The 22,648-nt window shown below is 69.8% G+C and carries 25 protein-coding genes; 5 read left to right on the top strand and 20 right to left on the bottom strand.

The window, feature by feature from the left end:
* Positions 1-42: 42 nt before the first annotated feature.
* The 14 genes from mdlC to MRB58_RS11040 all read right to left on the bottom strand — a co-directional run bounded on the left by mdlC (position 43) and on the right by MRB58_RS11040 (position 12,480).
* Positions 43-1,641 carry a benzoylformate decarboxylase gene (gene mdlC, locus MRB58_RS11105; RefSeq protein ID WP_244781767.1) on the bottom strand — a complete coding sequence of 533 codons (1,599 nt, stop codon included), beginning with the start codon at positions 1,639-1,641 and terminating at the stop codon, positions 43-45.
* Positions 1,642-1,651: 10 nt separating this feature from the next.
* Positions 1,652-3,058, bottom strand: a complete 1,407-nt coding sequence (locus MRB58_RS11100; protein WP_244781766.1) for an NAD-dependent succinate-semialdehyde dehydrogenase — start codon at positions 3,056-3,058, stop codon at positions 1,652-1,654.
* A gap of 22 nt (positions 3,059-3,080) precedes the next feature.
* Positions 3,081-4,199: an enolase C-terminal domain-like protein gene (locus tag MRB58_RS11095; protein WP_244781765.1), complete on the bottom strand. Its 1,119-nt coding sequence runs from the start codon at positions 4,197-4,199 to the stop codon at positions 3,081-3,083.
* 55 nt (positions 4,200-4,254) lie between these two features.
* Positions 4,255-4,680: a DUF302 domain-containing protein gene (locus MRB58_RS11090; RefSeq protein WP_244781764.1), complete on the bottom strand. Its 426-nt coding sequence runs from the start codon at positions 4,678-4,680 to the stop codon at positions 4,255-4,257.
* A complete protein-coding gene (locus tag MRB58_RS11085; protein WP_244781763.1) occupies positions 4,677-5,375 on the bottom strand; it encodes an aquaporin in 699 nt (232 codons plus the stop codon). Before MRB58_RS11085 ends, MRB58_RS11090 begins: the two co-directional genes overlap by 4 nt.
* Positions 5,372-5,710, bottom strand: coding sequence for an SH3-like domain-containing protein (locus MRB58_RS11080; protein WP_244781762.1), 339 nt, complete (start codon positions 5,708-5,710; stop codon positions 5,372-5,374). The genes MRB58_RS11085 and MRB58_RS11080 overlap by 4 nt, the downstream gene beginning before the upstream one ends.
* Positions 5,707-6,351, bottom strand: coding sequence for a nitrile hydratase subunit alpha (gene nthA / locus MRB58_RS11075; protein ID WP_244781761.1), 645 nt, complete (start codon positions 6,349-6,351; stop codon positions 5,707-5,709). Before nthA ends, MRB58_RS11080 begins: the two co-directional genes overlap by 4 nt.
* A gap of 2 nt (positions 6,352-6,353) precedes the next feature.
* A complete protein-coding gene (locus MRB58_RS11070) occupies positions 6,354-6,695 on the bottom strand; it encodes an SH3-like domain-containing protein (RefSeq protein WP_244781760.1) in 342 nt (113 codons plus the stop codon).
* Between the two features lie 18 nt (positions 6,696-6,713).
* Positions 6,714-7,667, bottom strand: coding sequence for an MBL fold metallo-hydrolase (locus MRB58_RS11065; RefSeq protein ID WP_244781674.1), 954 nt, complete (start codon positions 7,665-7,667; stop codon positions 6,714-6,716).
* A 14-nt stretch (positions 7,668-7,681) separates the two neighbouring features.
* Positions 7,682-8,065 carry a cytochrome c family protein gene (locus MRB58_RS11060; protein ID WP_244781673.1) on the bottom strand — a complete coding sequence of 128 codons (384 nt, stop codon included), beginning with the start codon at positions 8,063-8,065 and terminating at the stop codon, positions 7,682-7,684.
* A 69-nt stretch (positions 8,066-8,134) separates the two neighbouring features.
* A complete protein-coding gene (locus MRB58_RS11055; protein ID WP_244781759.1) occupies positions 8,135-10,357 on the bottom strand; it encodes a molybdopterin cofactor-binding domain-containing protein in 2,223 nt (740 codons plus the stop codon).
* A gap of 8 nt (positions 10,358-10,365) precedes the next feature.
* Positions 10,366-10,815, bottom strand: a complete 450-nt coding sequence (locus MRB58_RS11050) for a (2Fe-2S)-binding protein (protein WP_244781758.1) — start codon at positions 10,813-10,815, stop codon at positions 10,366-10,368.
* Between the two features lie 105 nt (positions 10,816-10,920).
* The gene (locus MRB58_RS11045; protein WP_244781757.1) at positions 10,921-11,862 is read right to left on the bottom strand and encodes a GlxA family transcriptional regulator; all 942 of its coding nucleotides are present in this window, start codon (positions 11,860-11,862) and stop codon (positions 10,921-10,923) included.
* 237 nt (positions 11,863-12,099) lie between these two features.
* Positions 12,100-12,480, bottom strand: coding sequence for a helix-turn-helix domain-containing protein (locus MRB58_RS11040; protein WP_244781756.1), 381 nt, complete (start codon positions 12,478-12,480; stop codon positions 12,100-12,102).
* Between the two features lie 101 nt (positions 12,481-12,581).
* Here MRB58_RS11040 and MRB58_RS11035 point away from each other — a divergent pair, with 101 nt between their 5' ends.
* The 4 genes from MRB58_RS11035 (at position 12,582) to MRB58_RS11020 (ending at position 16,841) form a co-directional block, all read left to right on the top strand.
* Complete coding sequence (locus MRB58_RS11035; RefSeq protein ID WP_244781755.1) at positions 12,582-13,598, top strand: zinc-binding alcohol dehydrogenase family protein; 1,017 nt, start codon at positions 12,582-12,584, stop codon at positions 13,596-13,598.
* A 59-nt stretch (positions 13,599-13,657) separates the two neighbouring features.
* Positions 13,658-14,701, top strand: a complete 1,044-nt coding sequence (locus tag MRB58_RS11030) for a major royal jelly family protein (RefSeq protein ID WP_244781754.1) — start codon at positions 13,658-13,660, stop codon at positions 14,699-14,701.
* Between the two features lie 104 nt (positions 14,702-14,805).
* Entirely contained in the window at positions 14,806-15,969 is a 1,164-nt protein-coding gene (locus tag MRB58_RS11025; protein ID WP_244781753.1) for an MFS transporter, read from the top strand.
* Between the two features lie 20 nt (positions 15,970-15,989).
* The gene (locus MRB58_RS11020) at positions 15,990-16,841 is read left to right on the top strand and encodes an N-acyl homoserine lactonase family protein (protein ID WP_244781752.1); all 852 of its coding nucleotides are present in this window, start codon (positions 15,990-15,992) and stop codon (positions 16,839-16,841) included.
* A 108-nt stretch (positions 16,842-16,949) separates the two neighbouring features.
* Here the strand turns inward: MRB58_RS11020 and MRB58_RS11015 are convergent, their stop codons facing one another.
* From MRB58_RS11015 to MRB58_RS10995, 5 genes are all read right to left on the bottom strand, one after another.
* The gene (locus MRB58_RS11015; RefSeq protein WP_244781751.1) at positions 16,950-17,249 is read right to left on the bottom strand and encodes a putative quinol monooxygenase; all 300 of its coding nucleotides are present in this window, start codon (positions 17,247-17,249) and stop codon (positions 16,950-16,952) included.
* Positions 17,250-17,260: 11 nt separating this feature from the next.
* A complete protein-coding gene (locus MRB58_RS11010; RefSeq protein WP_244781750.1) occupies positions 17,261-18,382 on the bottom strand; it encodes a major royal jelly family protein in 1,122 nt (373 codons plus the stop codon).
* Positions 18,383-18,395: 13 nt separating this feature from the next.
* Positions 18,396-18,935 (bottom strand): ester cyclase, encoded by a 540-nt coding sequence (locus tag MRB58_RS11005; RefSeq protein ID WP_244781749.1) that lies wholly within the window; start codon positions 18,933-18,935, stop codon positions 18,396-18,398.
* Positions 18,936-19,054: 119 nt separating this feature from the next.
* Positions 19,055-19,786 (bottom strand): glycine betaine ABC transporter substrate-binding protein, encoded by a 732-nt coding sequence (locus MRB58_RS11000; protein ID WP_244781748.1) that lies wholly within the window; start codon positions 19,784-19,786, stop codon positions 19,055-19,057.
* Positions 19,783-20,130 carry a carboxymuconolactone decarboxylase family protein gene (locus MRB58_RS10995; protein WP_244781960.1) on the bottom strand — a complete coding sequence of 116 codons (348 nt, stop codon included), beginning with the start codon at positions 20,128-20,130 and terminating at the stop codon, positions 19,783-19,785. Before MRB58_RS10995 ends, MRB58_RS11000 begins: the two co-directional genes overlap by 4 nt.
* A gap of 144 nt (positions 20,131-20,274) precedes the next feature.
* Between MRB58_RS10995 and MRB58_RS10990 the strand changes: the two genes are divergently transcribed.
* On the top strand, positions 20,275-21,078 hold the full coding sequence (locus tag MRB58_RS10990; RefSeq protein ID WP_244781747.1) for an SDR family oxidoreductase: 804 nt from the start codon (positions 20,275-20,277) through the stop codon (positions 21,076-21,078).
* Here MRB58_RS10990 and MRB58_RS10985 read toward each other — a convergent pair.
* Positions 21,054-22,436, bottom strand: coding sequence for an MATE family efflux transporter (locus MRB58_RS10985; protein ID WP_244781746.1), 1,383 nt, complete (start codon positions 22,434-22,436; stop codon positions 21,054-21,056). The two genes, MRB58_RS10990 and MRB58_RS10985, sit on opposite strands and share 25 nt — an antisense overlap.
* Positions 22,437-22,648 lie beyond the last annotated feature (212 nt).

Below are 22,648 nucleotides of genomic sequence, written 5' to 3'. Positions count from 1 at the left end.
TCCTGAAGAGGTTCGGGGATATCGGCGGGACCCGCGAGCGGGTCAGATCAGGGCGGGAACCGTGGCGTCGACGCCCACCTCGAGGACGAACAGTCCCGGTCGGCCTATGGCGGTCGCCAGCGCGTCGTCGAGGTCGGCCGGTTTCGTCACGCGGGCGGCCGCGCAGCCGTAACCGGTGGCGAGAGAGACGAAGTCGAGGTCCGGCAGGTCCAGGCCGGGGACGCCGGGCGTCTCGAGCAGGTTCGCGAACGCCTTCAAGATGTTGTAGGCGCCGTTCCGGACGATGACGTAGAGGATGTCGAGCTTCTGCTGCCGCGCCGTCCACAGGGCCTGGATGACGTAGTTCGCGGCACCGTCGCCGATGATCGCGATCACCTTGCGGTGGGTGCCGTTGTCACGCTCTGCGAGCGCCGCGCCAACCGCGGCGGGTAGGCCGTAGCCGAGCACGCCGCTCGACATCGAGTAGAACGACCCCGGCGTTTCGATGGGAATGCGCCGGCGCAGCGCCTTCAGGCTCGACATCGATTCCTGCACGATCACCGAGTCCCTCGGCCGCGCCTTCTGGATGCGGTCGTAGAGTGCGTCTGGCGTCATCGCGCCGTGGCAGTACTCCGGCGCGGGCGCGGCAGGACGCGGCGCGGGGAGCGGGCGGGTCGTCGGCGCGAGGTCCGCGGCGAGGACCGCGCAGGCCCGCGCCGGGTCGGCGAGGATGGCGGTGCCCACCGGCGCACGGGCCGTCTCGGCCGGGTCGTCGCTGATGTGAAAGAGGCGCGTCCCCGCAGGTAGGAACGCGCCGGGGACGTAGGGATAGTACCGGAACACCGGCGCTCCGATGACGACGACCACGTCGTAGGGCGCGAGCTGCTCGGCGAGCGGGCCGATGGCGCCGATGGCGGGGCCCATGAACAGCGGGTGCGTCTCGGGAAAGCCGGGGCGGCCCTCGTAAGGCGCGGCGAGGACCGGGGCGTGTGCCGCCTCGGCGAGGCGGACGGCGTCGTCCCAGCCGCCGCCCTGGTCCACCGCGCCGCCGATGATGAGCACCGGGTTCCTCGCCGTCGCCAGCGCCTCGGCGACGGGCGCGAGGAGATCGCTGTCCGCCCCCAGCCGCCGGCTCACCGTGCGGATTTCGGGCGGGCGCTCGCAGTCGGCCTCGAAGTCGTCCATCGGGATCGACAGGAACACCGGGCCGGCCGGCGGCTGGATCGCGGCGGCGAAGGCGCGCATCAGCGCGGCCGGCACGTCGGCCGCGCGCGCCGGCTCATAGGCCCACTTCACGAACGGCGCCGCGATCTGGTGCGGCGCGGTGTTGGTGAGATACGGCTCCAAGAGCAGCATCTCGCGGGTCTGCTGGCCGGCGGTGATGACGAGCGGCACCTTATTGAGGAACGCGGACTCGATGTTGCCCAGCGCGTTCCCCATGCCGGCGGCGGTATGCAGGTTGACGAGCGCCGGGCGGCGGGTCGCCTGCGCGTAGGCGTCGGCCATCGCGACCGCAGGCGCCTCCTGCAGCGCCAGCACGTAGCGGAAGTCGGCCGGGAAGTCGGCCAGCATCGTCTCTTCGGTCGAACCGGGGTTGCCGAAGATCGTGGTCATGCCGAGCTCGCGGCAGACGGTATAGAAGGCCTCGCGAACGGTGGTCATCGCCGCGCCCTCAACCGGCCTGCGCCACGCCGGGGGGCGGCGCGCCCACCGGGGAGACGGCGATCAGCTTGGCGTTGACGAACTCGCCGAAGCCGAGTTCCGACAGCTCGCGGCCGTAGCCGGAGTTCTTGGTGCCGCCGAAGGGCAGCTCGGGCGCCGTCCAGGTCGGGTTGTTGACGAAGGCCATGCCGCTCTCGATGGCGAGCGCCACCTGTTCGCCCCGCTCCAGATCCGCGGTGAAGACCGAGCCGCCGAGGCCGAACGGGACGGCGTTGGCGATCTTCAGCGCCTCGGCCTCGTCCGATGCGGCGTAGAACGCGATGACCGGGCCGAACAGCTCCTCGCGATACATCGGGTTCGCGTCGTCGATGTCGGTCAGCACCGTCGCTTCAACGTAGAAGCCCGGCCGGTTGAGCCGGTGGCCGCCGAGATGGACGACCGCGCCGGCCGCCTCCGCGCGGCGGATCTGGTCGAGGATGTGCTCCACCGCGTCCTCGGACGACAGGGGGCCAAGCGTCGTCGCGGCGTCCATCGGGTCGCCGGGGACGAGTGCGGCCATCCGCTCAATAATTGCGTCGAGGAAGGCGGCCGCCCGCTCCGCGCCCACCACGATGATGCGCTTGGAGGCGACGCAGCTCTGGCCGGTGTTGTTCATCCGGCCCCATATGATGTTGTCGAGCGTCGCCTCGAACGGCGCGTCCGGCAGGACGATCAGGGGATCGGATCCGCCCAGCTCCATGACGGACTTCTTGAGGTTCTTTCCGGCCTGCGCGGCAACGGCAGCCCCGGCGCGCTCCGATCCGGTGACGGTCACGCCCGCGATGCGCGGATCCTCGATCAGCCGGGCGACCTGGTCGGTGGAGGCGTAGATGTTGGTGTAGACGCCGTCCGGCGCTCCGGCCCGGCGCATCACGTCCTCGAACGCGGCGGCGCACTGTGGCACCGACCCGGCGTGCTTCACCATCAGCACGTTGCCGACCATGAGCTGCGGGCCGGCGACACGGGCGAGCTGGTAGTACGGAAAATTCCACGGCTCGACGCCAAGGATGACGCCGATCGGCAGGCGGTGGACGCTCGCGCCCTCGCGCTCGGCGATCCGCTCGGGCTTCAGGTAGTGCGCGGCATGATCGGCGTAGTAGTCGAGGATCGAGGCCGACAGCGCGACCTCCCCTTCCGCTTGCGCCAAAAGCTTGCCCATCTCGCGCACCACCAGCGCGGCGAGGCGGGGCGCCTCCTCTCGCATCAGCGCGGCGGCGCGGCGCACGATCGTCGCGCGTTCGTCGATGGAGCGGTGGCGCCAGTCGTCCGCGAACGTCGCGCGGGCGGTGGCGACGGCGTCCTCGAGGGCGGAATTTGAGATCGTGTCGAAGCGCATCTCCACTGCCCCGGTGGCGGGGTTGATGGTCTGGTAGGCCATGGCGAAATCCTTGGATGTGCGGTCAGACGCGAACCGCGAAGCGAGTGATCGCGGCCTCGTCCCAGACAAGGCCGATGCCGGGGCGGTCCGGCGCGGTGAGGTGGCCGTCCACGGGCAGCGCCGGGTCGGCGAGGATGGGGAGCGCCCAGTCGACCCACTCGAGCCAGTGGGCCGAAGGGGTGACGCGCAGGAGGTGCGCGGCGATTTCGGGATAGAGGTGGTTGGAGAACTGCACGCCGGCCGCACCTGCAACGACGGCGGTACGCAGCCAGCCGGTCACGCCGCCGATGCGCATGAGGTCGCCCATCGCGTAGGCGATGCCGCCGCCGGCGACGACGGTCGCGAGGTCACGCGGGCCGTAGAAGTTTTCGCCAAGCTGGAGCGGTGTACGGAGCTTGCCAGCAAGCAGCGCGTATCCGGCGAGGTTGTCGTAGGCGATGGGCTCCTCGAACCAGTAGAGCCCGAGATCGTCGAGGGCGTGGCAGCGGCGGATAGCATCGCCGAGGCCGAGCGCCTGGTTGAAGTCGACCATCAAGTCGATGTCGCCGACCTCGTTGCGCACGGCGTCGATGGCGGCGAGGTCGTCTGCGAGGCGCGCGTTGCCAAGGCGCAGCTTGAGCGTATCGAAGCCGCCCTCCGCCAGGAGATCCCGCGCTTCAGCACCCAAAGTTGCCGCTTCGTGCCGCCACAGGCCGTTGGAGTTGTAGGCGCGGACCGGGCCGACCGAGCCGCCGAGAAGGACTGCCAGCGGCACCCCGGCCGCCTTGGCCCGCGCGTCCCACAGCGCCATGTCGAGTGCGGCGATAGCATCCATGGTGACGCCCGCCGTACCTGCGACGTTCAGCGTCTTCGCGGCCCCGGCGGCGAAGTTGACCGGGGCGAGCGGGGCGCCGGTCACGTCCTCGCCAAGATCGCGGATGGTCGCGACCAGGGCGGGAACGGACCGGCTGCGGTAGGGGGAGACGTAAGCGTTGCCGACGGCATCGTCGGTCTCGACGTCGACGAGGACGAGCGGCCACTCGTCGAACCGGCCGATCTCCGCAATCACCGGTCGGCGGAGCGGGACGGAGACGGCGCGGACGGTGACCGATCGGACGGTCGTGTCGTGAGCGGGCGGAGTGGATCGAGAGGTCTGAAGCATGTCTCTTCTCGCTTTCGGCGCGACGAAGATTGCAGCGTATGGCAAAATTGGAAATCTATACTTTGATTTTACTTTGCTCCATCGAAGCGAACCGACCGCCCGCATCCGCCATGACGGCTTCGATCACCGTTGTCATCCGCGCCAACGCCGGGTCGAGCGCCGCGGGCGTGCCGTGCCGGGCCGCAGCCGCGGCAGGATCCTCCGCGACGAGCGTCGTCGTCCCATCGTCCCGCTCGAGAACAAGGATGCGCAGCGGAAGCTCCAGCGCGAGGGTCGGTGCCGCTTGCATCAGCGGCGTCCCTGCGCGCGGGTCGCCGAACACCACGACCTCCGTCGGGCGCAGGGAGAGGCCCGCCGTGCGGGCCGCAGCCGCGTGGTCGAACCGGGCGAACACCGTCATTCCTCGCGCCGCCACAGCCGCAAGGAGGCGCCGGACGGTCTCCTGCTGCCCGAACGCGCTCGTCGACGACAGGAGCGTCATGGCTGCACCATTGCGGGCCGCACGCCCAGCGACGCGATAACGCCCAGCGCGGCGAGGGCGCCGAGCGCCTCTGCCGCGACCGCGGCAAGGGCAGCGCCCGACGTCAGCGCCAGAGGGCCGGACGCCGCCATGGCCGCGATGGCGACGGCCGGGTTGGCGAGCGATCCGGACGGGAAGGCCAGGATCGCCGCGAAAAGCCAGGCCCCGACGGCGAACGGACCGGTCGAACGGGGCGCTCCGCGCGCAACCGCGAACACGACCAGCATCAGTGCGAACGCCGCCAGCGCCTCACTGGCGCCGAACGGCAGGGACCCTGCGGTCGCCGACCTCGTCGCGGCCGGCGCCAGCTCCCCGGCGAGCACGGCGCCGACGAGCGCACCGACCACCTGCGCCGCAACGTAGGCTGCCGCGCAGCGCCCGGTCCGCTCGCCCGCCAGCCACTGCAGCGCCGAGATGAGCGGGTTGAAGTGCCCGCCCGACACCGGCCCCAATGCCACGATGAGCCCGACCAGCGCGCCCGAGATGGACGCCGCGATCATCAGCGCCGCGATGGCGGGTGCGGCCCCGCTTCGCTCGGCGGCGAGGCCTCCGCCGACGGCCGCCGCCAGCAGGAGAGCGGTGCCGAGGCCCTCCGCCCCCGCGCGCCGCCAGAGGGCGCGGCTAGGGTCGTTCTCGAAGAAGCAGGCCGGTGTCACGCCCCGCCCGCGCGAGCATGCCGCGCCTCCACCTCGTCCATCTTGCGGGCGAGCTCCTCGGGGGTGATGATGCCCTTCTGGAACAGGATGTTGCCGAAGGCGACGATCCACCGCTCGTAGTAGGAGAGGTTGCCGATCACCGTCGCGCCGAGGGCCTCGACGCCGCGGCGCTTCTCCTCGGTGTTGATGATTTTCTTGAAGTCGAGCACGTCGGCGAGCGCGTGGCAGCGCTTCTCCCATGGCAGCAGCGTGTGCTCCGCCATGACGATCGGCCCGGCCTCGGCGCCGCCGATGTCGTTGGGGAGCTTGGCGATAAGATGGGCGCTATCGGTCATTGCACAGTCTCCGGGAGGGTGGCGGGAACGACGCCGATCATCGCGTCACGGGTGACGAGAGCGGCGAGCGCCTCTTCGCTCCACCCCTCGGTGCCGTCCGGCCGGCGGGGCAGGACGAGGTAGCGGACCATGGCGGTGGAATCCGACACGCGGATCTCCACGTCGTCCGGGATGGTGGTGCCGAACTCGGCGAGCACGGCGCGTGGCTCGATCACGGCTCGGGCGCGGTAGGGCTTTTCCTTGTACCAGTCCGGCGGCAGGCCCAGCACCGGGCGCGGGTAGCAGGAGCACAGCGTGCAGACGATGAGGTTGTGAACCTCTTGCGTGTTCTCCAGCACGATGAGCTGCGTGTCGTCATAGAAGGAGATGCCGAGCTCCTCGCAACCGGCACGTCCGTCGGCGAGGAGCCGCGCGCGGAAGCCGGAGTCGACCCAGGCGCGCGCCACCACTTTGGCGCCGAGAGCGGGGGTACGGGAGTCCAGCACCTCGATCTGCCGGCGGATCTCGGCCGGGCCGATCAGCCCCTTCTCGGCCAGGAGCTCGCGCACGGCGGTTTCCATGATCTCGTAGTATCCGGCCGGCTCGGCGGTGATCTCGGCGTGCGGGTGATCGTGCTCGTGTTCGTGCTCGTGGGCGGACATCCTCAGATCCTTTCCAGCCATGTCTCGAAGACTTCGATCCGGAGCCCGTCGCGCGGCGAGCCGACATAGTCGGGCCAGATCTCGGTAAGCGGGATGGCGATGCGGTAGTAGTGGCGCTTGGATCCGGCGTTGCGGCCGAACCCCTCCTGCTCGTTGTCGAGCCCGGCCGGCTCGATCACCGATTCGACAGTGCCGGACTTGCCGCGCAGGTACGTCGGCACGCGGTAGTGGCCGATGGGCGTGCGCGTCAGGATGCGCACCGCCTCGCCTGGCGCGAACGCCGGGGCTTCATTCAGCGCCCAGACGACGCCCTCGAACGTCCCGGCGGCTGAAGTGACGGACATGGCGGGTTCCTCCATGGCTCAGACGCCCTCGAAGACAAGGCGCGTGAAGAAGTCGGGGGTGATGACGAACTGGCCCCACTTCGCGTCGAAGGGGGCGGTCGGCCGCGCCGCGATGGTCTCGGCGAGAGAGCGGCCCTCGGCCTTCAGCGCCGCGACAGCCTCGCGGGTGGCGACCAGCATCTCGCGGAAGACGGCGAGCTCGGCGCGGTTCGACACCGGGTTGCCGTGGCCGGGGATGACGATGGTCGCCTCGCTCGTGGTGGCGAGGTTGGCATCGGCGGCGGCGATCATTCCGTCGATGCTGCCGCCGGTGGAATAGTCGATGAACGGGTAGATGCCGTTCCAGTAGGTGTCGCCGGTGTGGAGGATGTCCGGCTCCACGAAGCGCACGGCGATGTCGCTGTCGGTGTGCGCCGGGGCGTAGGACGTCAGCGCCAGGATGGTGCCGTTCAGGGCGCGGGAGGTGTCGCCGGTGAAGGTTTCCGAAGGGATCGCGGCCGGCGGGGCGGGCGGGAAGTCGAAGTTCCAGTCCTCCACCCGCTGGGCCGAGGCGAGGTGTTTCGCCGTGTTGGCGTGGGCGAGGATCGCCGCGCCCTCTCCGGCGAGCCACTCGTTGCCGTCGGCATGATCGAAGTGCCAATGGGTGTTGACGAGGTGGGTGATGGGCTCCGGCCCGAGCCCGTCCGCCGCCGCCTGAATGCGCGGCCGCGTGGCGGTAATGCCCGCGTCGACAAAGACCTTGCCGTCCGCCCCGGTAAGCACCGCGATGTTCCCGCCGGAGCCTTCCAGCACCGCCACGTTGCCGCGGAGGCGATGGACGGTGATCTCGGCGTCCGCGGCGGCGGCGCGCATCCTATCGACGATGCTCGCCGCTTCGGCCCACGCCTCAGCCGGGGAAAGCCAGCCGCGGCCGGCGACGGCGGCGGCCGTGCAGCACAGGCAGAAGCCGCGCCGCGTGAGATGGTGGTGCATGACGGGTTCTCCTGTCACTGCGCCGCGCCGCCGTCGGCGGCGAACGTCGCGAGGTAGGCGATGAGGTTGTCGACGTCGGCCGGCTTCAGCGGCGGGGCCGGCGGCATCCGCGTGCCCTTCGCGACGGCCTGTGGTTTCGCCACGAACGCTGCGATCGTGTCATGGTCCCATGTGATCGCCGCATCCTTGAGGGCCGGCGAATAGGCATAACCGGCGACCGTCCCGCTGGTGCGGCCGATGACGCCGTTCAGCTCCGGGCCGACGAGGTTGCGGGCCTTCTCGCCGACCTGGTGGCAGCTCTGGCAGCGAGCGAAGACGCGCTTGCCCGCGGCAGGATCGCCGTCGGCATGTGCCGCCCCGGCCGAGAGGACCGTCGCCAAGACCGGAGCCAGACACACGGCCGCACGCCATCCTTCGCGCGACCGCCGCCGCGCGCCGTTCCGTTCATTCGTCATGAGTCTGTTCCCTTATGCGCCCGAAAGCTGCGTGTTGGCGAGCGGCAGGCTGCGCGCCCGGACGCCGGTCAGCGCCGCGACGGCGTTGACCACCGCGCCCGGTACGCCGGGCAGCCCAGGCTCGCCGACGCCGCCCATCGGCGCGCCGCTCTCGACGATGGAGACGGTGACCTGCGGCATCATCTCGCGCCGCAGCACCTGATACGTGTCGTAGTTGGCGTCGCGCCGGAGGCCGTTCTCGTAGACCGCCTGCTCGACGAGCGTCTCCGAGAGGCCCAGCGCGACGGCCGATTCGACCTGCGCCTTGACGATGGCGGGGTTCACCACGCTCCCCGGATCGAACGCGACCCAGACGTGGTGGACCTTCACGCTGCCGTCCTCGAGCGACACCTCGGCGATGGTCGCGGTCTCCGAGCCGAACGGCGAGGCCATGGCGAGACCGCGCGCGCGCCGGTTGCCGTCCACCTCGTAGGGCCCGCGCTTCCAGCCGCCGGAGATGTTCGCGACCTCGTCCAGCAACGTCAGGTGACGGGGGGAGTGCGCCAGCAACGCCTTGCGCAATTCGAACGGGTCTCTGCCGCCCGCCTCGGCGATTTCGTCGAGAAAGCCCTCGTAGAAGAAGTCGTTCATGGAGTGGCCGACGGAGCGCCAGAAGGCGATGTTCACCGGATGCGGAAGCTTCACGTATTCCATCGAACGGTTCGGGACGGCGTAGGGCTTCTCGGTAATGCCCTCCACCGCCGACGAGTCGGGGGTAAGACCGAAGTAGCGCCCCAGCGGTCCTTCGCCGACCGTGCGGGTGGTGATCGCCGTGGGCATGCCGTCCGCGCCGATCGCGGCCTTCAGCCGAGTGAAGGAGAGCGGGCGCATGGCGTCCATCCTGAACTCCTCCTCCCGCGACCAGACGAGTTTGACCGGCCGGCCCGTCGCCTTCGCGAGCGCGATCGCCTGCGGGAAGGGGTTACCGGACCCGTAGGTGAAATGCCGGCCGAAGAAGCCGCCGAGGATGGGCGAGTGGATGCGCACCTTGTCCGGCCCGACATCACCCGCATCCGCGCACAGCTTCTGGAACGCCTCGGGCATCTGGTTGGGTAGCCAAACCTCCAGCGTGCCGTCGTCGTTGAAGCGGGCGATGGCGGAGGGCGGCTCGAGCTGGGCGTGGTTGAGGTACGGTGCGTGGTACTCGGCTTCGACCGTGTTTGCCGCAGCGGCGAAGGCGGCGTCGGTGTTGCCCTCCGCCTCGACGGAGACGCCGGCCTCGGTGGAGCCTTTGAGCGCGGCGAGCATGCCGTCCGAAGAGAAGTCCGCCGCGACGGTGGCGATGCCGGTCGGCTCAGGATCGGTCCAGGTGACGTCAAGCGCCTCGACCGCCTTGCGGGCACGCCACCACGAATCCGCCGTCACCGCCACCGCGCCGGGCAGCGTATGGACCGAGTGGACGCCGGGCATCGCCTTCACGTCGACCTCATTGGCGAGGGACTTCGGCTCTGTCGCATAGTGCGGGGCGTGAACGACTGCGGCGAACAGCATCCCGTCCACGGCGAGGTCGATCGTGTACTTCGCAAGGCCCCGCGACTTGTCGGCGACGTCGATCCGGCCGATCGGCTTGCCGATCCAGCGGAAGGTCGCCGGATCACGCAGGGCCACGTCCTCGCGCGGCGTCAGCGCCAGCGCCTCCTCGGCGAGGGCGCCGTAGGTCAGCGTGCGGCCCGACGGGGCGTGGACGACCGTACCGTCGTGTGTGGTGAGGCTGCCCGCGTCGACCTCGAGCCGGGCTGCGGCGGCGCGCAGCAGCATGTCGCGCGCGGTCGCGCCGAGGCGACGCATGACGGGGAAGGACGAGCGAGTGGAGAAGCTGCCGCCGGTGAGGCGCATGCCGTTCACCACCATGTAGTCGGGCCCAGGCGGGGCGCACTCCACGGCGATGCGGGCGGGGTCGACGTCGAGCTCTTCGCCCACGGTCTGAGCCATGCCGGTGGCGATCCCCTGCCCGCCCTCCACGAACGGCGACAGGAAGCGCACCGAATTGTCAGCGCCGATCTCGATGAAGGCGGCAACGCGGGTGCCGGGCGCGGGAGCGATGGCGGCGGCGCCCTCGCCGGCGCCGGCAACCTCGGCGAGGACGCGGGTGGGAAGCGCGGCGCCGAGCACGAAGGCGCCGGAACGGAGAATGAAGGCGCGGCGGGAGAGGCCGCCAGCAGCAAGTTCGAGGGCGGACGCGGGGGCGAGGATCATGGCAGACCTCACGCCTTGGCGGCCTGCCGCACGGCGGCGGCGATGGCGTTGTAGGTGCCGCAGCGGCAGATGTTGGACATGCCGTAGAGAATGTCGTCGTCGCTCGGCTCGGGCGTCTCTTTCAGCAGCGCGGTCGCGGCCATCACCTGGCCCGACTGGCAGTAGCCGCACTGCGGCACCTGCCCCTCGATCCACGCTGCCACCACACGTTTGCCGACCGCGTCGGTTTCCACCGCCTCGATCGTCGTGATCTCCGAAGTGCCGACGGACTCCACCGGGAGCTGGCACGAGCGCATCGCCGAGCCGTCCATCAGCACGGTGCAGGCGCCGCACTGGGCGATGCCGCACCCGTACTTGGTGCCGGTCATCCCCAGCGTATCGCGCAGGACGAACAGAAGCGGCGTGCCCTCGTCGACGTCGACGTCGCGGGCCTCGCCGTTGATGGTCAGGGTGAACATGGCGGGTTGCCTCCAGGGGTTGGGCAAAGAGGGGGGTTGGGCAAAAGGGTTCTGTCGGCGCGCGCGGCGCCGGTCCGGAAAGTCCGTCGATGACGTGGGGAAGGGTTAGGCGGCGGCGAGCTCGCGCGACGTCCGCCTGAGATCCTGTGGCGGCCGTCCGTGGACGCGCAGGAAAGCCCGGCGCATCCGCTCGCGGTCAGCGAAGCCGGTCTCTGCGGCGATGGTGTCGAGCGAGTGGCGCGAGGCAATGATCATCGCGTGCGCCGCCTCCACCCGCAGCCGCTCGATCACCTTGGCGGGGGACTGGCCGGTGGCGGCGTTGAAGGCCCGGCTGAACTGGCGCGGCGACAGACGCGCCACCTCGGCGAGCTGCCCGACCGTCAGCGGCGCCTTGAGGTTCTTCTTCGCGAAGGCGAGGACGGTTTCGATCCGGTCCGTCTTCGGCTGCAGCGTCAAAAGGTCGGAGACCTGCATCCCGCCGCCGGGCCGCCGCCGCTCCATGACCATGCGTTCCGCGACCGCCCGCGCCGTCCCCTCGCCGAGGTCGGCCTCGACGAGAGCGAGCATCATATCGATGCCGGCAGTCATGCCCGCGGCCGTCCAGAACTTGCCATCGCTGACGTAGAGCCGGTCGCGCAACAGCCGGACCCTGGGGTACGCGCGCTCCAACATCGGAAGATGGCGCCAGTGCGTCGTGGCGCGGCGCCCATCGAGGAGCCCCGCCGCTGCCAGCACGAACGCGCCGGTGCAGAAGGATCCCACGCGCCGCGCATCACGAGCCAAGTTGCCGACCGTCGCGGCAAGAGACGCCGGGACCGCCTTTCCGGCAAACGCACCGACCAGGAGGGTGTCGAATTGGGCGTCACCGAGTGGCCGAGTGTCTACCCCGAAGCCGGCCGAGGTTTCGACAAGCCCACCCGCCTCGGACAAAATCTCGACGCGATAGGTCGGCCGGTCGGCGAGTGAGTTTGCCGTCTGCAGGACGGTGATGGCTGCAAGCGACATCAGCTGCATCGGCGGGACGGCGATGAGACCCACGGTGATCATGGCAACCTCGATCCGTTGGCGACGCCACGAACAAAGCCGAAAACCTCAGCCCAGGCTGCTTATCTGCTTGTATAGACCATCTCTACGTTGCGGACAGGTGATGTCCTGAAACGCGGTGCAAATGACCTTCGGGCCGTCGATGCCGCGAGGTTAAGATCGCCGCGACACCATCCGGACAGCAATATGACAACGCGACATCGCAGGGTGGCGCTGGGCGCCGCGCAGGCCGCGCCGCAATCAGGCGACCTCGTCTGCCATCCGGGAGCGCTCGCCTCCGCTCAGCGTCACGCCGGAGTGCTCCTTGCCCCATGCCCTCAGCGCCAGAAGGACCGGCTCCAGCGAGCGGCCGCGCTCGGTGAGGCTGTACTCCACCTTCGGCGGCACCTCGGCATAGACGGTGCGTTCGATAAGCTCGTCCGCCTCCAGCTCGCGCAGCTGGTTGGTGAGCATGCGCTGGGTCACGCTGGGGATCGCCCGGCGGATCTCGTTGAAGCGCATCGTCCCGTCGAGGAGGTGGTAAAGGATCACCCCCTTCCACTTCCCGTCGATGAATTGCAGCGCCGCCTCGACGGCGCATCCGGGCGAGCAGTCGAACCGCTCGTGCCGAGCCTTGGCCATAACAGTATCCTTTTCGACACTATGAGCGTGAAATGTGCGTTCTTGCTGACTCGATAAGTAGTCTTCATTTCGGCTGGCAGCAAACCGCAATGGAGACCATCATGCGCGCTGTCGGCTATCAGACCTCCCTGCCGATCGAGGACGACCGCTCCCTCCAGGACATCACGCTGCCCCAGCCGACGCCGGAGGGCCGCGACCTCCTCGTCGCCGTGCAGGCTGTGTCGGTGAACCCTGTGGACACGAAGGTTCGCGTCCGCGCCACGCCCGCCGCCGGCGAGTGGAAGGTGCTCGGCTGGGACGCGGTCGGCGTGGTCGAGGCCGTGGGACCCGAGGCGACCTTGTTCGCACCCGGTGACGCGGTCTTCTACGCCGGCGCCATCGGCCGTCAGGGCACCAACGCCGAGTACCACCTCGTCGACGAGCGCATCGTCGGCGCGAAGCCGGCGAGCCTTTCGGCTCCCGAGGCGGCCGCCCTGCCGCTCACGACGATCACGGCCTGGGAGGCACTGTTCGACCGGCTCGACGTGCGTCGTCCGGTGCCCGGCGCGGCGAACGCGATCCTGATCGTCGGCGGTGCGGGCGGCGTCGGCTCGATGGCGACGCAGCTCGCCGCCAAGCTGACCGACCTCACCGTCATCACCACTGCCTCGCGCGGCGAGACGACGGCATGGTCGAAGGACCTCGGGGCCACGCACGTCATCGACCACACGCAGCCGCTGGCCGCGCAGATCGAGGCGCTCGGCATCGGCGCGCCCGCTTTCGTGTTCTCCACGACCCACACCGACGAGCACCTCCCCGAGATCGCGAAGCTGATCGCACCGCAGGGCCGGTTCGCGTTGATCGACGATCCCGAGACGCTCGACATCTCGCCCTTCAAGCAGAAGAGCGTGTCGACGCACTGGGAGTTCATGTTCACCCGCTCGATGTTCGGCACCGCCGACATCGAGAAGCAGGGCGACCTCCTGAACGAGGTCTCGCGCCTGATCGACGACGGCACACTGAAGACGACGCTCGGCGAGAGCTACGGCGCGATCAACGCGGCCAACCTGAAGCGCGCCCACGCTCTGCTGGAGAGCCACCGTGCGAAGGGCAAGATCGTCCTGGAGGGCTGGGAGTGAGGCGCGCCGTAGCCGCGGCCACGCTGGCGGCTGCCGTCGGCGCAGCCCCCAGTGGGGCGATGGCGGACGGAGCGACGACGCGCGGGCTCGAGGTCGCACTGACCCTGCCGGATGTGGCATCCACCGGCATCGCCACCACGCCGGGAGGGCGCCTGTTCGTGCTGATTGCGCGGATCGACGGCAGCCCCGGACCGCGTGTGGTGGAGTGGCGGGACGACGGCCCCGCTCCCTACCCTGACGCCACCATCAACGACTGGCACGTGGGGGCCGACCCGCGGACGATGCTGGTGCGCGTCAATTCCATGCGCATCGGCCCGGACGGAGACCTGTGGCTGGTCGACACAGGATCGCCCGCGATCGGCGAACCAGTCTTACCGGGCGGCGCGAAACTGGTCGTGGTCGATCTCGCGGACAACCGGGTGCGCCGCACCATCCCGCTCGATGGTGTCATCGGCCCCAACGGCTTCGTGGACGACATCCGCTTCAACGGCGGCACGGCGTATCTTACGGACGCCGGCAATCCGGGCCTCATCGTCCTCGACATCGCTTCCGGGGCGGGGCGTCGGGTGCTGGACGGCGATCCTTCCGTAACGGCGGATCGGCCGATCTCCGCCGAAGGGCGTATCGTACACGGCGCGGACGGTGCACCGGTCTATGTTCACGCCGACCAGATCGAGGTCTCGCCGGACGGCGCGTGGCTTTACTTCCAGCCGGTCACGGGACCGCTCCGGCGCGTGCCGACGGCACTGCTCGACGACCCGGATGCGGCTGCGAGCCTCGCCGACCACGTTGAGACCGTCGCGGACTTGCCGCCCACCGGCGGCACCGCCATCGCCGCGGACGGCGCCATCTACGCCAGCGACGTGCAGTCCCGGCGCATCATGCGCGTGGCTCCGGACGGGACCGTTTCGACGCTGATCGAGGATCCGCGCCTTCTGTGGGTCGATGCCATGTGGATCGACTCGGCCGGGTACCTGTGGATGCCCGCGGCGCAGCTCGACCGTGCGGCGATTTTCCAGGGTGGTACGTCCGCGGTGCGCTTCCCGACCGAGGTGTTCCGCCTTCCGATCGGCACCGGTCCCGCCCCCAACGACCACGACTGACCCCCGCCGGCCCGGCGGCCGGCGCGTCTCACTCCCATTCCGGCCACGCCTCTGCGTGGCTCCCGAACATCGGCCGCGCAAACGCGTCGCCGAAGGAGTACGCCATGCGCAGCTCCCCGCTTCCCATGCGCCTGTGGGTCGCGTCGGGCGTCGTCGCGCACACGCTCTGGACGAGCGCGGCGCCAGCGATGACCTATCCCCTCTACATCCGCGAATGGGGCCTCTCGACGACCCATACGACGCTCGTCTTCGCCGTCTACCCGGCTGTGGTCGTCCTCGTCATGCTCTTCGCGGGCGACCTCGCGGACCATGTCGGCCGGCGCAAGGCCATGCTCTGGGGCCTTGCCGCTTCGGGGGCCGGGGTCGCTCTGTTTGCCGTTGCGACCGGCCTCGACACGTTGATCGCGGGGCGTGTCCTCATGGGCGTAGGCGTCGGCCTTTCGGCAGGCCCCTCCGCCGCGGCCGTCGCCGAGAGCGCGCCCGACCGGCGCACTGGCGCGGCGATCACCGTCGCGGCCCAGGCCGCCGGCCTCATTGCGGCTCTGGCTATCGATGGCGTCATGGTCGAGTACGCACCGTTCCCGCTGCATCTCCCGTTCGTCGTGCTCTTGACGGTCATCGCCCTCCTGTTCGCCCTGACGCTGCGGCTCGAGACGACGAGGGCGCGGCCCGGTCGCTGGCGACCTCACCTGCCGGACCTTTCCGGCATCGGCGGCGCCGGTCTTGGCGTCGCCACCATCGCCCTCGTCACCGCCTATGCTCACGGCGTGATGGTGGCGGCCCTGGGGGCGCAGATCGCCGGATCGCTGGTGGGTTCGACGAGCTCGACGGTCAACGGATTGGCGCTCGCGCTGTTTCCGCTCGCCTTCGGCCTCGTCGGCCTATGGCTCCGGGTCCGCGATCCGCGGCGCGGCATATTCGGCGGAGCCCTCTCGACCGCGACGGCGATGGCACTTCTCACGGCGTCGATCCTCACACGCGAGCTGGTGTTTTTCGTCGCCGCGACGTTTGTTTCGGGCGTCGGCTACGCACTTCTGGTGGCGGCCGGGTTTCAGATCATCGACGCCGGTTCCACCGCCACGAACCGTGCCGGGCGCATCTCGTTCGCCCTCCTGTTCGCCTATCTGGTCTCCGGCGCGCTCGCCCTCGCGCTCGGGTGGTTCGCCACGCTGACCGGGCTGTCCATTTCCGTCTTCATCGGCGCCGGCCTCATGGCCGCCCTGGCCGCCGCCTCGGTCGCAGGTGCGTGGCGACAGCGGCCCGCCTGAGCGCGGCGCAAGGAGCCTTCATGTCCGCTACCATCCACGCTCTCACCTTCGGCCGCCTGACCATGGACTCCAGCGGCCTCGTCCTGTTCCGCCGCCCCGGCACTCGGGAGACGATCCCGTTCGTCGGCTACCTCATCCTGGGCGCCGGCGAGCCGATCCTCGTCGACACCGGCGCCAGCGACGTCGTCGACTGGGCCGGCTGGGGCATGGAGTTCGAAAAGACACCCGACATGACGGTCGAGGCGCAGCTCGCCCGCTTCGGCGTTCGTCCGGACGAGGTGCGCACGGTCGTTCACACTCACGCCCACCTCGACCATGTCGGTCAGGACGACCTTTTCCCAATGACCACCACGGTCGCCATGGCGCGCGCCGAGCTCGAGTTCATGGTGTCAGGCGTCATGGGACCGGGCATGTACACCGCGCACGATACGCATCATCTCGTCGACCGGCTGCACACCCCCGGCGCGCTGCGCTTTTTCGACGTCGACGGGACGTTCGAGGAGGAGATCGCGCCCGGTGTGGCGGTGCGCCTGTCGGGCGGCCACACGCCGGGGTCGATCTCGGTGCTGGTGGAGACGGACGAGGGGATCGCCAACATCGCCGGCGACATCGTCTACCACATCGACGACCAGATCGCCGCGCCGCTCAACGACGTTGTCGCGCACGAGCCGACCATTTCCGGCAACCGCGCGATGCGCTCGCTGGAAGAGAAGCGGGCGGTGAAGAAGGCGCTGGCGACGAGCCGTTTCCTCCTCGTCGGCCACGATCTGCCCGCGCTGGTCGAAGGCGGGCGGGTCGTCGGCCGCCACCGCACCGCGTTCGACATTGCTGCCGCCAGCCTCACCAGTGCCGCCGAGTACGACCGCCCCTAACCGGACCAAACCGAGCGGACCGGAATGCAATGGTCCGGCGGACGCAGACTGGAACGCAAACAGCCGCCCGGAGCGATCCGAGCGGCTGTTTCGTGCGTGAGCGTCGCGTCAGGCGATCCGGCGCAGGGGCGTGAGGCCGAGCGGCTCGGCGAGGAGCTCGTCGAACCGCGCGGCGAGCGACGAGAGCGCGGGTGCCTTGGCGTGGGTGTCGAGCGCGCCCTGGTCGGCCCACACCTCGTACATCACGATGGTGCCCGGCTCCTCCCGGCTGACGTGCGCGGTGTAGCCGAGGCATCCCGGCTCCGCCCGCACAAGCGGGACGATGGCGGTCACGGCCTCAGCGAGTGCCGCCTCCTTGCCGGGCTTGGCCTTCAGGCGGGCGACGAGGCAGATTTCATCATCGGGCATGGGTTGTCCTTTCAGTCGAGATGAACCGGGCCGGCGCCGATCGGCACCCGCAGCACGCGATAGGGTTGTTCGCGCCTGTCGATGCCACCGTGGAACGGGGCCTGACGTTCAAGCTGGTTGGCGGTGACGTAGAGGTAGCCGTCGGGGCCGACCGAGAGCGTGTCCGGCCAGTCTAGCAGCGGATCCTGCGCGATCGTCGTCCACCGCCGGCCGTCCCAGCGGCGGAGCGCGTCGTTCTCGTAGTCGCCGGCGTAGATGCGGCCGAGATCGTCCTCGGCCAGACCGTCGGACGCGCCCTTCTCGCCCAGATCGCGGACGGCGGCGGCGATCTGCGCGTCCGAAGCGTCGGGGTCGCGCAGGAGCGCGGTGGGCACCGCGTGGAGGCGGCGGCTCGACAGGGCGCAGTAGTACAGCGTCTCGCCGTCGGGGGAGATGGCGATGCCGTCGCTCGCGACGCGCCACGGGCTCGCCGGTCCCTCCGGGGGGCGGACCATCAGCGGCTCGCCGTCGATGACCGGGACGAAGTCCGGGTCGGGCATGGTCGAAGCGTGCCCCGAGAGGCGGCGCCTGGCCTCGCCCGTGGCAAGGTCCACGACGATGATCGCGCCGGGGCCGGAGAGCGAGGAGTCGGTGATGTAGGCGACGCCGGCCTCGCCGACCGTGAAATCGAGCCGCACGTCGTTCAAGTAGGTGCTCGGCAGCACGACGTCCGGCCTGAACGTGATGGTGCGAACCACATCGCCGGTGCCGAGGTCGACGGCGACGAGCTTGGCGCCTCCGGGGACGGGTGGTGCGAAGCCCGGCGCCCCGGTGTCGAGGATCCACAGCCGGTCGGCCCCGTCGGCGACGACGCTCTGGACGCTGAGAAGGTGCGTCACCGGATCGTCGCCACCGGAGCGATTGAACGGCGTGTCCGGGAACGGGACGAGGCGCCCACCGATCAGTTCGGCGACCGCGAACGGGCTCCCGTCTCCCCACTGAGGGAAGTTGAGGAAGACGCGGCCGCCTGGCGTGACGGTGATCCCGGTCGGCATGGCGCCACGGATCTCGGCGACGACCTCGACGGGTTCCGCGATGGCCGGAAGGGGGACGAGCGCGCTCAGCCCGAGCGCGAAGAGGGCAATGCGTGTCATGGCGCGCTCCCGGTCAGTCGATGGCGCCGATCTGGCGCAGGAAGGTGAGGTTGTCCTCGAGGTGCCAGTTGTCGGTGATCCGGCCGTCCTCGATGCGCAGGATGTCGGTCGCGATGAAGTCGACCGGTTGACCCTCGCCCTGCCGGCCCGCGAACGTACCGGTGAAATGCCCCGTGAACCTCAGGTGCGACACGACACGGTCGCCGACGACGAGCCGCTGCACGACCGTGACGGTGAGGTCCGGCACGGCGGCAAGGAAGGCCGCGGAGGCGGCCGCCGGTCCCTGCGGCCCCTGCGGGCGGCCGGGCGGGAGCGTCCGGTCGGTGAACGTCGGTGCGATGGCGGCCTCGAGGAGAGCCGGGCTGCCGTTGGTCCAGAAGCCGTAGAAAGCGTCGGCGGCAGCGGTCATCGCGGCGCGCTCATCGGCAGGGACGGCGGGCGACACGATCTCCTCCTGCGGTCCGACCATGCGCACGGCTTCGGCGTCGTCGACCGTCGCGGCCATCGCCGGCCCGGGCAGCAGCGCGAGAACAAGAAGGGCGAGTTTTTTCATTTGAGCCTCCAGCGACGCTGCGATGTCTGTCCGGGACGGGACATCGCCGAGCGTCAGCGGTCGAAGGGAGAGTTCGGGGGATTGCAGGGCGGCGAGGCGCCTGTGTGTGCGGCGCCGCGTCATGGCGGCGTCCGACGAAGCGCGTCGTCGAGCGCGCTGACCCTGGCGTTGCCGAGGGTCAAGCCGGAGAGGCGGGCAAGGGCCGGCTCGCCGATCAGCGCTTCGGCATCCCTGCGCACGACGAGCGTGGCTTCATCGCGCCCGCCGAGGAGGCCGCGCGGCTCCTCCAGCTCGCGGATCCGGTAGCGGTGGTTCAGCCACTGGGGATGCCACAGCGGGACCACCACCCAGCGACGTTCGGCGACCGCCCGCTCGTAGCGGCCGAAGCAGTCCGCCTCCGTGCCAGTTTCGAAGTGGTAGCCCACGGCGTCCAGCTCGTAAGCGGCTACGATCGCCTTGGAGAACCGGCTGATGCCGGCACCGGGGTTGATCCCCTGGATGAGCCGCTCCATGCGCCGGAGCGCCATCGGGCCGAGGAGATCGGCCACGCTCGTGATCGCGTCCGGCACGTAGTGTGGGACGCCCCAGAAGCAGTAGGGCTCGTAGAGGATGCCGAGCTTGCGCACATCGGCCTCGAACGGGGCGAGGTAGGCGCCATGACTGGCGGGCAGCCAGGCCGAGACGAGGACATCCACCTCGCCGCGCCCGAGCCGGGCGAACATCTCCTCGTGCGGCGCGCTCGAGCGTTCGACCGTGTGACCATCCCCCACCAGGATGGCCTCGACCTCGCGGGCCGAGGCGTCGTGGAAGGAAAGGTCGATGTGGCCGACGCGGATCGGCCGGGCGCTCATGCCTCGATCGTGTTATAGGCGGCGACGGCGTCCATCACCCGCGTCGAGTAGACGAGCGAGGCGCCGGCACCGAGCGCGACCGCGACCCCGAGCGCCTCGGCGATCTCGTCTTCGCTCGCGCCGTGTTTCAGCGCCTGCTCGGTGTGGATCGTAATGCAGCCGTCACAGCGCTGGGCGACGGCGACCGCCAGAGCGATCAGCTCGCGCGTCTTGGCGCCGAGGACGTCCTTCTTCGCACCGGCAGAGGACAGCCCGACATAGCTGCGCACCGTTTCGGGGCTCAGCCGCCCGAACGCGCCGACGCCGGCCTTGAGTTCGTCGCGGTAAGTATTCCAATTCAGCATCATGATGGGATCTCCTTCAGCTCCAGAGGTAACCGAAGATCCCGAACGTGATTATCCATCCATAGATATAGTAATCGGCGCCCGATACGGGATGTACGCTCCGGCCATGGTTTTCCCGGATGATCCGGGCTTCAAGGAGTCAGCATGAACACGAACTATGGCACCGCGCTCGTGACGGGCGCCTCGTCCGGCATCGGCAAGGCCTTCGCGCAGGAACTCGCGCGTCGCGGGAACGACCTCATCATCGTCGCGCGCGACGCGGACCGGCTCGACGCTGTGGCGGCGCGACTGCGGGACGAACACGGCGTCGCCGTCGAGGTCTGCCGCGCGGATCTCGCCGATGCCGGTGACGTCGCGCGGGTCGCGGAGCGGATCGACTCGGACCCGCGGATCGACCGCGTCGTGAATTGTGCCGGCCTCTGGGTCGCCGGGCCGGCACTCGGCGGCGAAGCCAAGCGTTACGCGCCGCTGATGGCGGTCAACGTCGTCGCACTGCAGGAGCTGACTCTGGCGGCGGCCGCGGCCTTCGCGGCACGCGGTCGGGGCGGCATCACCAACATCTCGTCGGCGGTGGTGATGGCACCAGACCAGTTTCACGCGGTCTACGTGGCCGGCAAGGCCTATGTTCTGGCTCTGACCGAAGCGCTGCAGACCGAGGTGGCCGGGACCGGAGTGCGCCTGCAAGCCGTCTTGCCCGGGTTCACGAAGACCGAGCTGTTCGACCGCGCCAAGGCCGACGTCTCGGCCGTCCCCGACGCGATGAAGATGGATCCCGGCCTCCTCGTCGAGGCCGCACTCGCCGGCTTCGACGCGGGCGAGACGGTGACCATCCCTTCGCTGCCCAACCTTGCCGACTGGGACGCCTTTCTCGCCGCCCGAGCGGCGCTGGGGCCGAACCTGTCCCACGACCATCCGGCATCTCGCTACCGCTTGGCGGAAGCGGCATAGCCGACCGAAAGGACGAGGCCGGTGAGGCCGAACGCGGCGAAGACGACCATGCCGATCCCGACGGCGAGGAACGTCCCGCCCAGCTGGACCGCGAGTGCGCCGCCCGTCGCTGCGACGGTGGTGCGCGCAAAGGCACCGGCGACCGGGAGCATCATGCGCCCGGTTCCCTGCGCCGCGCAGTAGAGGACGAAGGCCGCGCCGAAGAATCCATAGAACGGACCGACGGTGGTCAGGTACTCCGTGCCGACGGCGAGGGCCTCGGGATCCTCCGTGAAGAGGCCGAGCCAGACGCCGGGCAGCAGCGCGGCGGCGAGACCGACGACCTCGGCCACCACGAATCCCGCAGTGGTGGCCACCCAGGCGGCGACCTTCGCGCGTGCGATTTGTCCGGCACCGAGATTCGTGCCGACAATGACGCCGGCCGGAATCCCGATGCCCGCCGACAAGGGCACGAGCAGAATCTCGAGGCGTGCGCTGGCACCGTAGCCCGCCAGCGCCTCAACACCCGCCGTGCCTACCAAATTGGTGACAATCGCGATCGTCAGGTTAGTGGAGGCTGCGACGAGCGCCGACATGAGCCCGACGCGCAGGATTTCCGCAACAAGCGGCAGGGATAGGCGCGGCGGCCACGGCGGGCGAACGAGGCTTCGCCCGCCGAAGATCACGCCCGCGAAGACGATGGCTCCAGAAACATAGTAGACTAGGAGCGCGATCGCCCCGCCCGCGATGCCGAAGCCGGGAATCGGACCCGCTCCGAAGATGATGAGCGGCGACAGCGGCACCATAAGGACTGCACCGCAGCAGACCACCGTCGTGGCGAGTCGGATGCTGCCTTGTCCCCGGACAAGCGCGAGCAGAGCGTTGAAGACCCAGATCACCGGCGCGCCCGCGAACAGCACCGACGAGTAGCGGACCGCCATCGCGAGGCCGTCGCCCTCGCCACCCATCACCGCGTAGATCCGAGGTCCGAAGGTCAGCATCACCGCCGTCGTGAGGATGCCGAAGCCGATCGCCACGAGGACGGCGCACCACCCGATGAGCCCGGCATCTCTGAGCCGCCCCCGCCCGAGCGCGCGGGCGAGCGCGACCGCGATGCCGCCGCCGATCGCCCCCTGGGACACCGCAACGGTCAGCGCTAGAAACGGAAAGACCAGCGAGGCCCCCGCGAGGGCGCCAAGCCCGAGGCGGGCGAGGAAGACGATCTCGAGGATTCCGACCGCGGCCTGAACGAGTTGCAGCACCGCGTTGGCCGCACCTAGGCCGAGGACCAAAGGCACAATCGGTGCTTCGAGCAGCGCGCGTGTCCGCACGCTCTGACCAGGAGCGGGCGTTGGCTTCGGCACCAGCGGCCCGTTCACGAAAGAACTTCCGACGGCACGGAGCCTCCCGCGGGCTGGCACCCGCGATCTCCGCAGGCCGATGGAGCATGCATGGACATTCGACAATTTCTCCACGGCCAGCATGACCGCGAGACCGAATTAGATCCGCTGGTGCAGTTTCACGACTGGACCAGGCGCGTTTGTCCCGAATTGTCGGCAAAAAGTCCGGCCCCCAACGACCGCGGGCTGCA

It is taken from the genome of Acuticoccus sp. I52.16.1 (assembly GCF_022865125.1).
GTDB lineage: Bacteria > Pseudomonadota > Alphaproteobacteria > Rhizobiales > Amorphaceae > Acuticoccus.
This window is presented reverse-complemented; position numbering and strand designations above follow the sequence as displayed.

Bases quoted from the DNA above. Each gene is read 5' to 3' on its own strand.
- mdlC (WP_244781767.1), bottom strand. From the start codon at position 1,641: ATGACCACCGTTCGCGAGGCCTTCTATACCGTCTGCCGCGAGCTCGGC.
- MRB58_RS11100 (WP_244781766.1), bottom strand. From the start codon at position 3,058: ATGGCCTACCAGACCATCAACCCCGCCACCGGGGCAGTGGAGATGCGC.
- MRB58_RS11095 (WP_244781765.1), bottom strand. From the start codon at position 4,199: ATGCTTCAGACCTCTCGATCCACTCCGCCCGCTCACGACACGACCGTC.
- MRB58_RS11090 (WP_244781764.1), bottom strand. From the start codon at position 4,680: ATGACGCTCCTGTCGTCGACGAGCGCGTTCGGGCAGCAGGAGACCGTC.
- MRB58_RS11080 (WP_244781762.1), bottom strand. From the start codon at position 5,710: ATGACCGATAGCGCCCATCTTATCGCCAAGCTCCCCAACGACATCGGC.
- nthA (WP_244781761.1), bottom strand. From the start codon at position 6,351: ATGTCCGCCCACGAGCACGAACACGAGCACGATCACCCGCACGCCGAG.
- MRB58_RS11070 (WP_244781760.1), bottom strand. From the start codon at position 6,695: ATGTCCGTCACTTCAGCCGCCGGGACGTTCGAGGGCGTCGTCTGGGCG.
- MRB58_RS11065 (WP_244781674.1), bottom strand. From the start codon at position 7,667: ATGCACCACCATCTCACGCGGCGCGGCTTCTGCCTGTGCTGCACGGCC.
- MRB58_RS11055 (WP_244781759.1), bottom strand. From the start codon at position 10,357: ATGATCCTCGCCCCCGCGTCCGCCCTCGAACTTGCTGCTGGCGGCCTC.
- MRB58_RS11050 (WP_244781758.1), bottom strand. From the start codon at position 10,815: ATGTTCACCCTGACCATCAACGGCGAGGCCCGCGACGTCGACGTCGAC.
- MRB58_RS11045 (WP_244781757.1), bottom strand. From the start codon at position 11,862: ATGATCACCGTGGGTCTCATCGCCGTCCCGCCGATGCAGCTGATGTCG.
- MRB58_RS11040 (WP_244781756.1), bottom strand. From the start codon at position 12,480: ATGGCCAAGGCTCGGCACGAGCGGTTCGACTGCTCGCCCGGATGCGCC.
- MRB58_RS11035 (WP_244781755.1), top strand. From the start codon at position 12,582: ATGCGCGCTGTCGGCTATCAGACCTCCCTGCCGATCGAGGACGACCGC.
- MRB58_RS11030 (WP_244781754.1), top strand. From the start codon at position 13,658: ATGGCGGACGGAGCGACGACGCGCGGGCTCGAGGTCGCACTGACCCTG.
- MRB58_RS11025 (WP_244781753.1), top strand. From the start codon at position 14,806: ATGCGCAGCTCCCCGCTTCCCATGCGCCTGTGGGTCGCGTCGGGCGTC.
- MRB58_RS11020 (WP_244781752.1), top strand. From the start codon at position 15,990: ATGTCCGCTACCATCCACGCTCTCACCTTCGGCCGCCTGACCATGGAC.
- MRB58_RS11015 (WP_244781751.1), bottom strand. From the start codon at position 17,249: ATGCCCGATGATGAAATCTGCCTCGTCGCCCGCCTGAAGGCCAAGCCC.
- MRB58_RS11010 (WP_244781750.1), bottom strand. From the start codon at position 18,382: ATGACACGCATTGCCCTCTTCGCGCTCGGGCTGAGCGCGCTCGTCCCC.
- MRB58_RS11005 (WP_244781749.1), bottom strand. From the start codon at position 18,935: ATGAAAAAACTCGCCCTTCTTGTTCTCGCGCTGCTGCCCGGGCCGGCG.
- MRB58_RS11000 (WP_244781748.1), bottom strand. From the start codon at position 19,786: ATGAGCGCCCGGCCGATCCGCGTCGGCCACATCGACCTTTCCTTCCAC.
- MRB58_RS10995 (WP_244781960.1), bottom strand. From the start codon at position 20,130: ATGCTGAATTGGAATACTTACCGCGACGAACTCAAGGCCGGCGTCGGC.
- MRB58_RS10990 (WP_244781747.1), top strand. From the start codon at position 20,275: ATGAACACGAACTATGGCACCGCGCTCGTGACGGGCGCCTCGTCCGGC.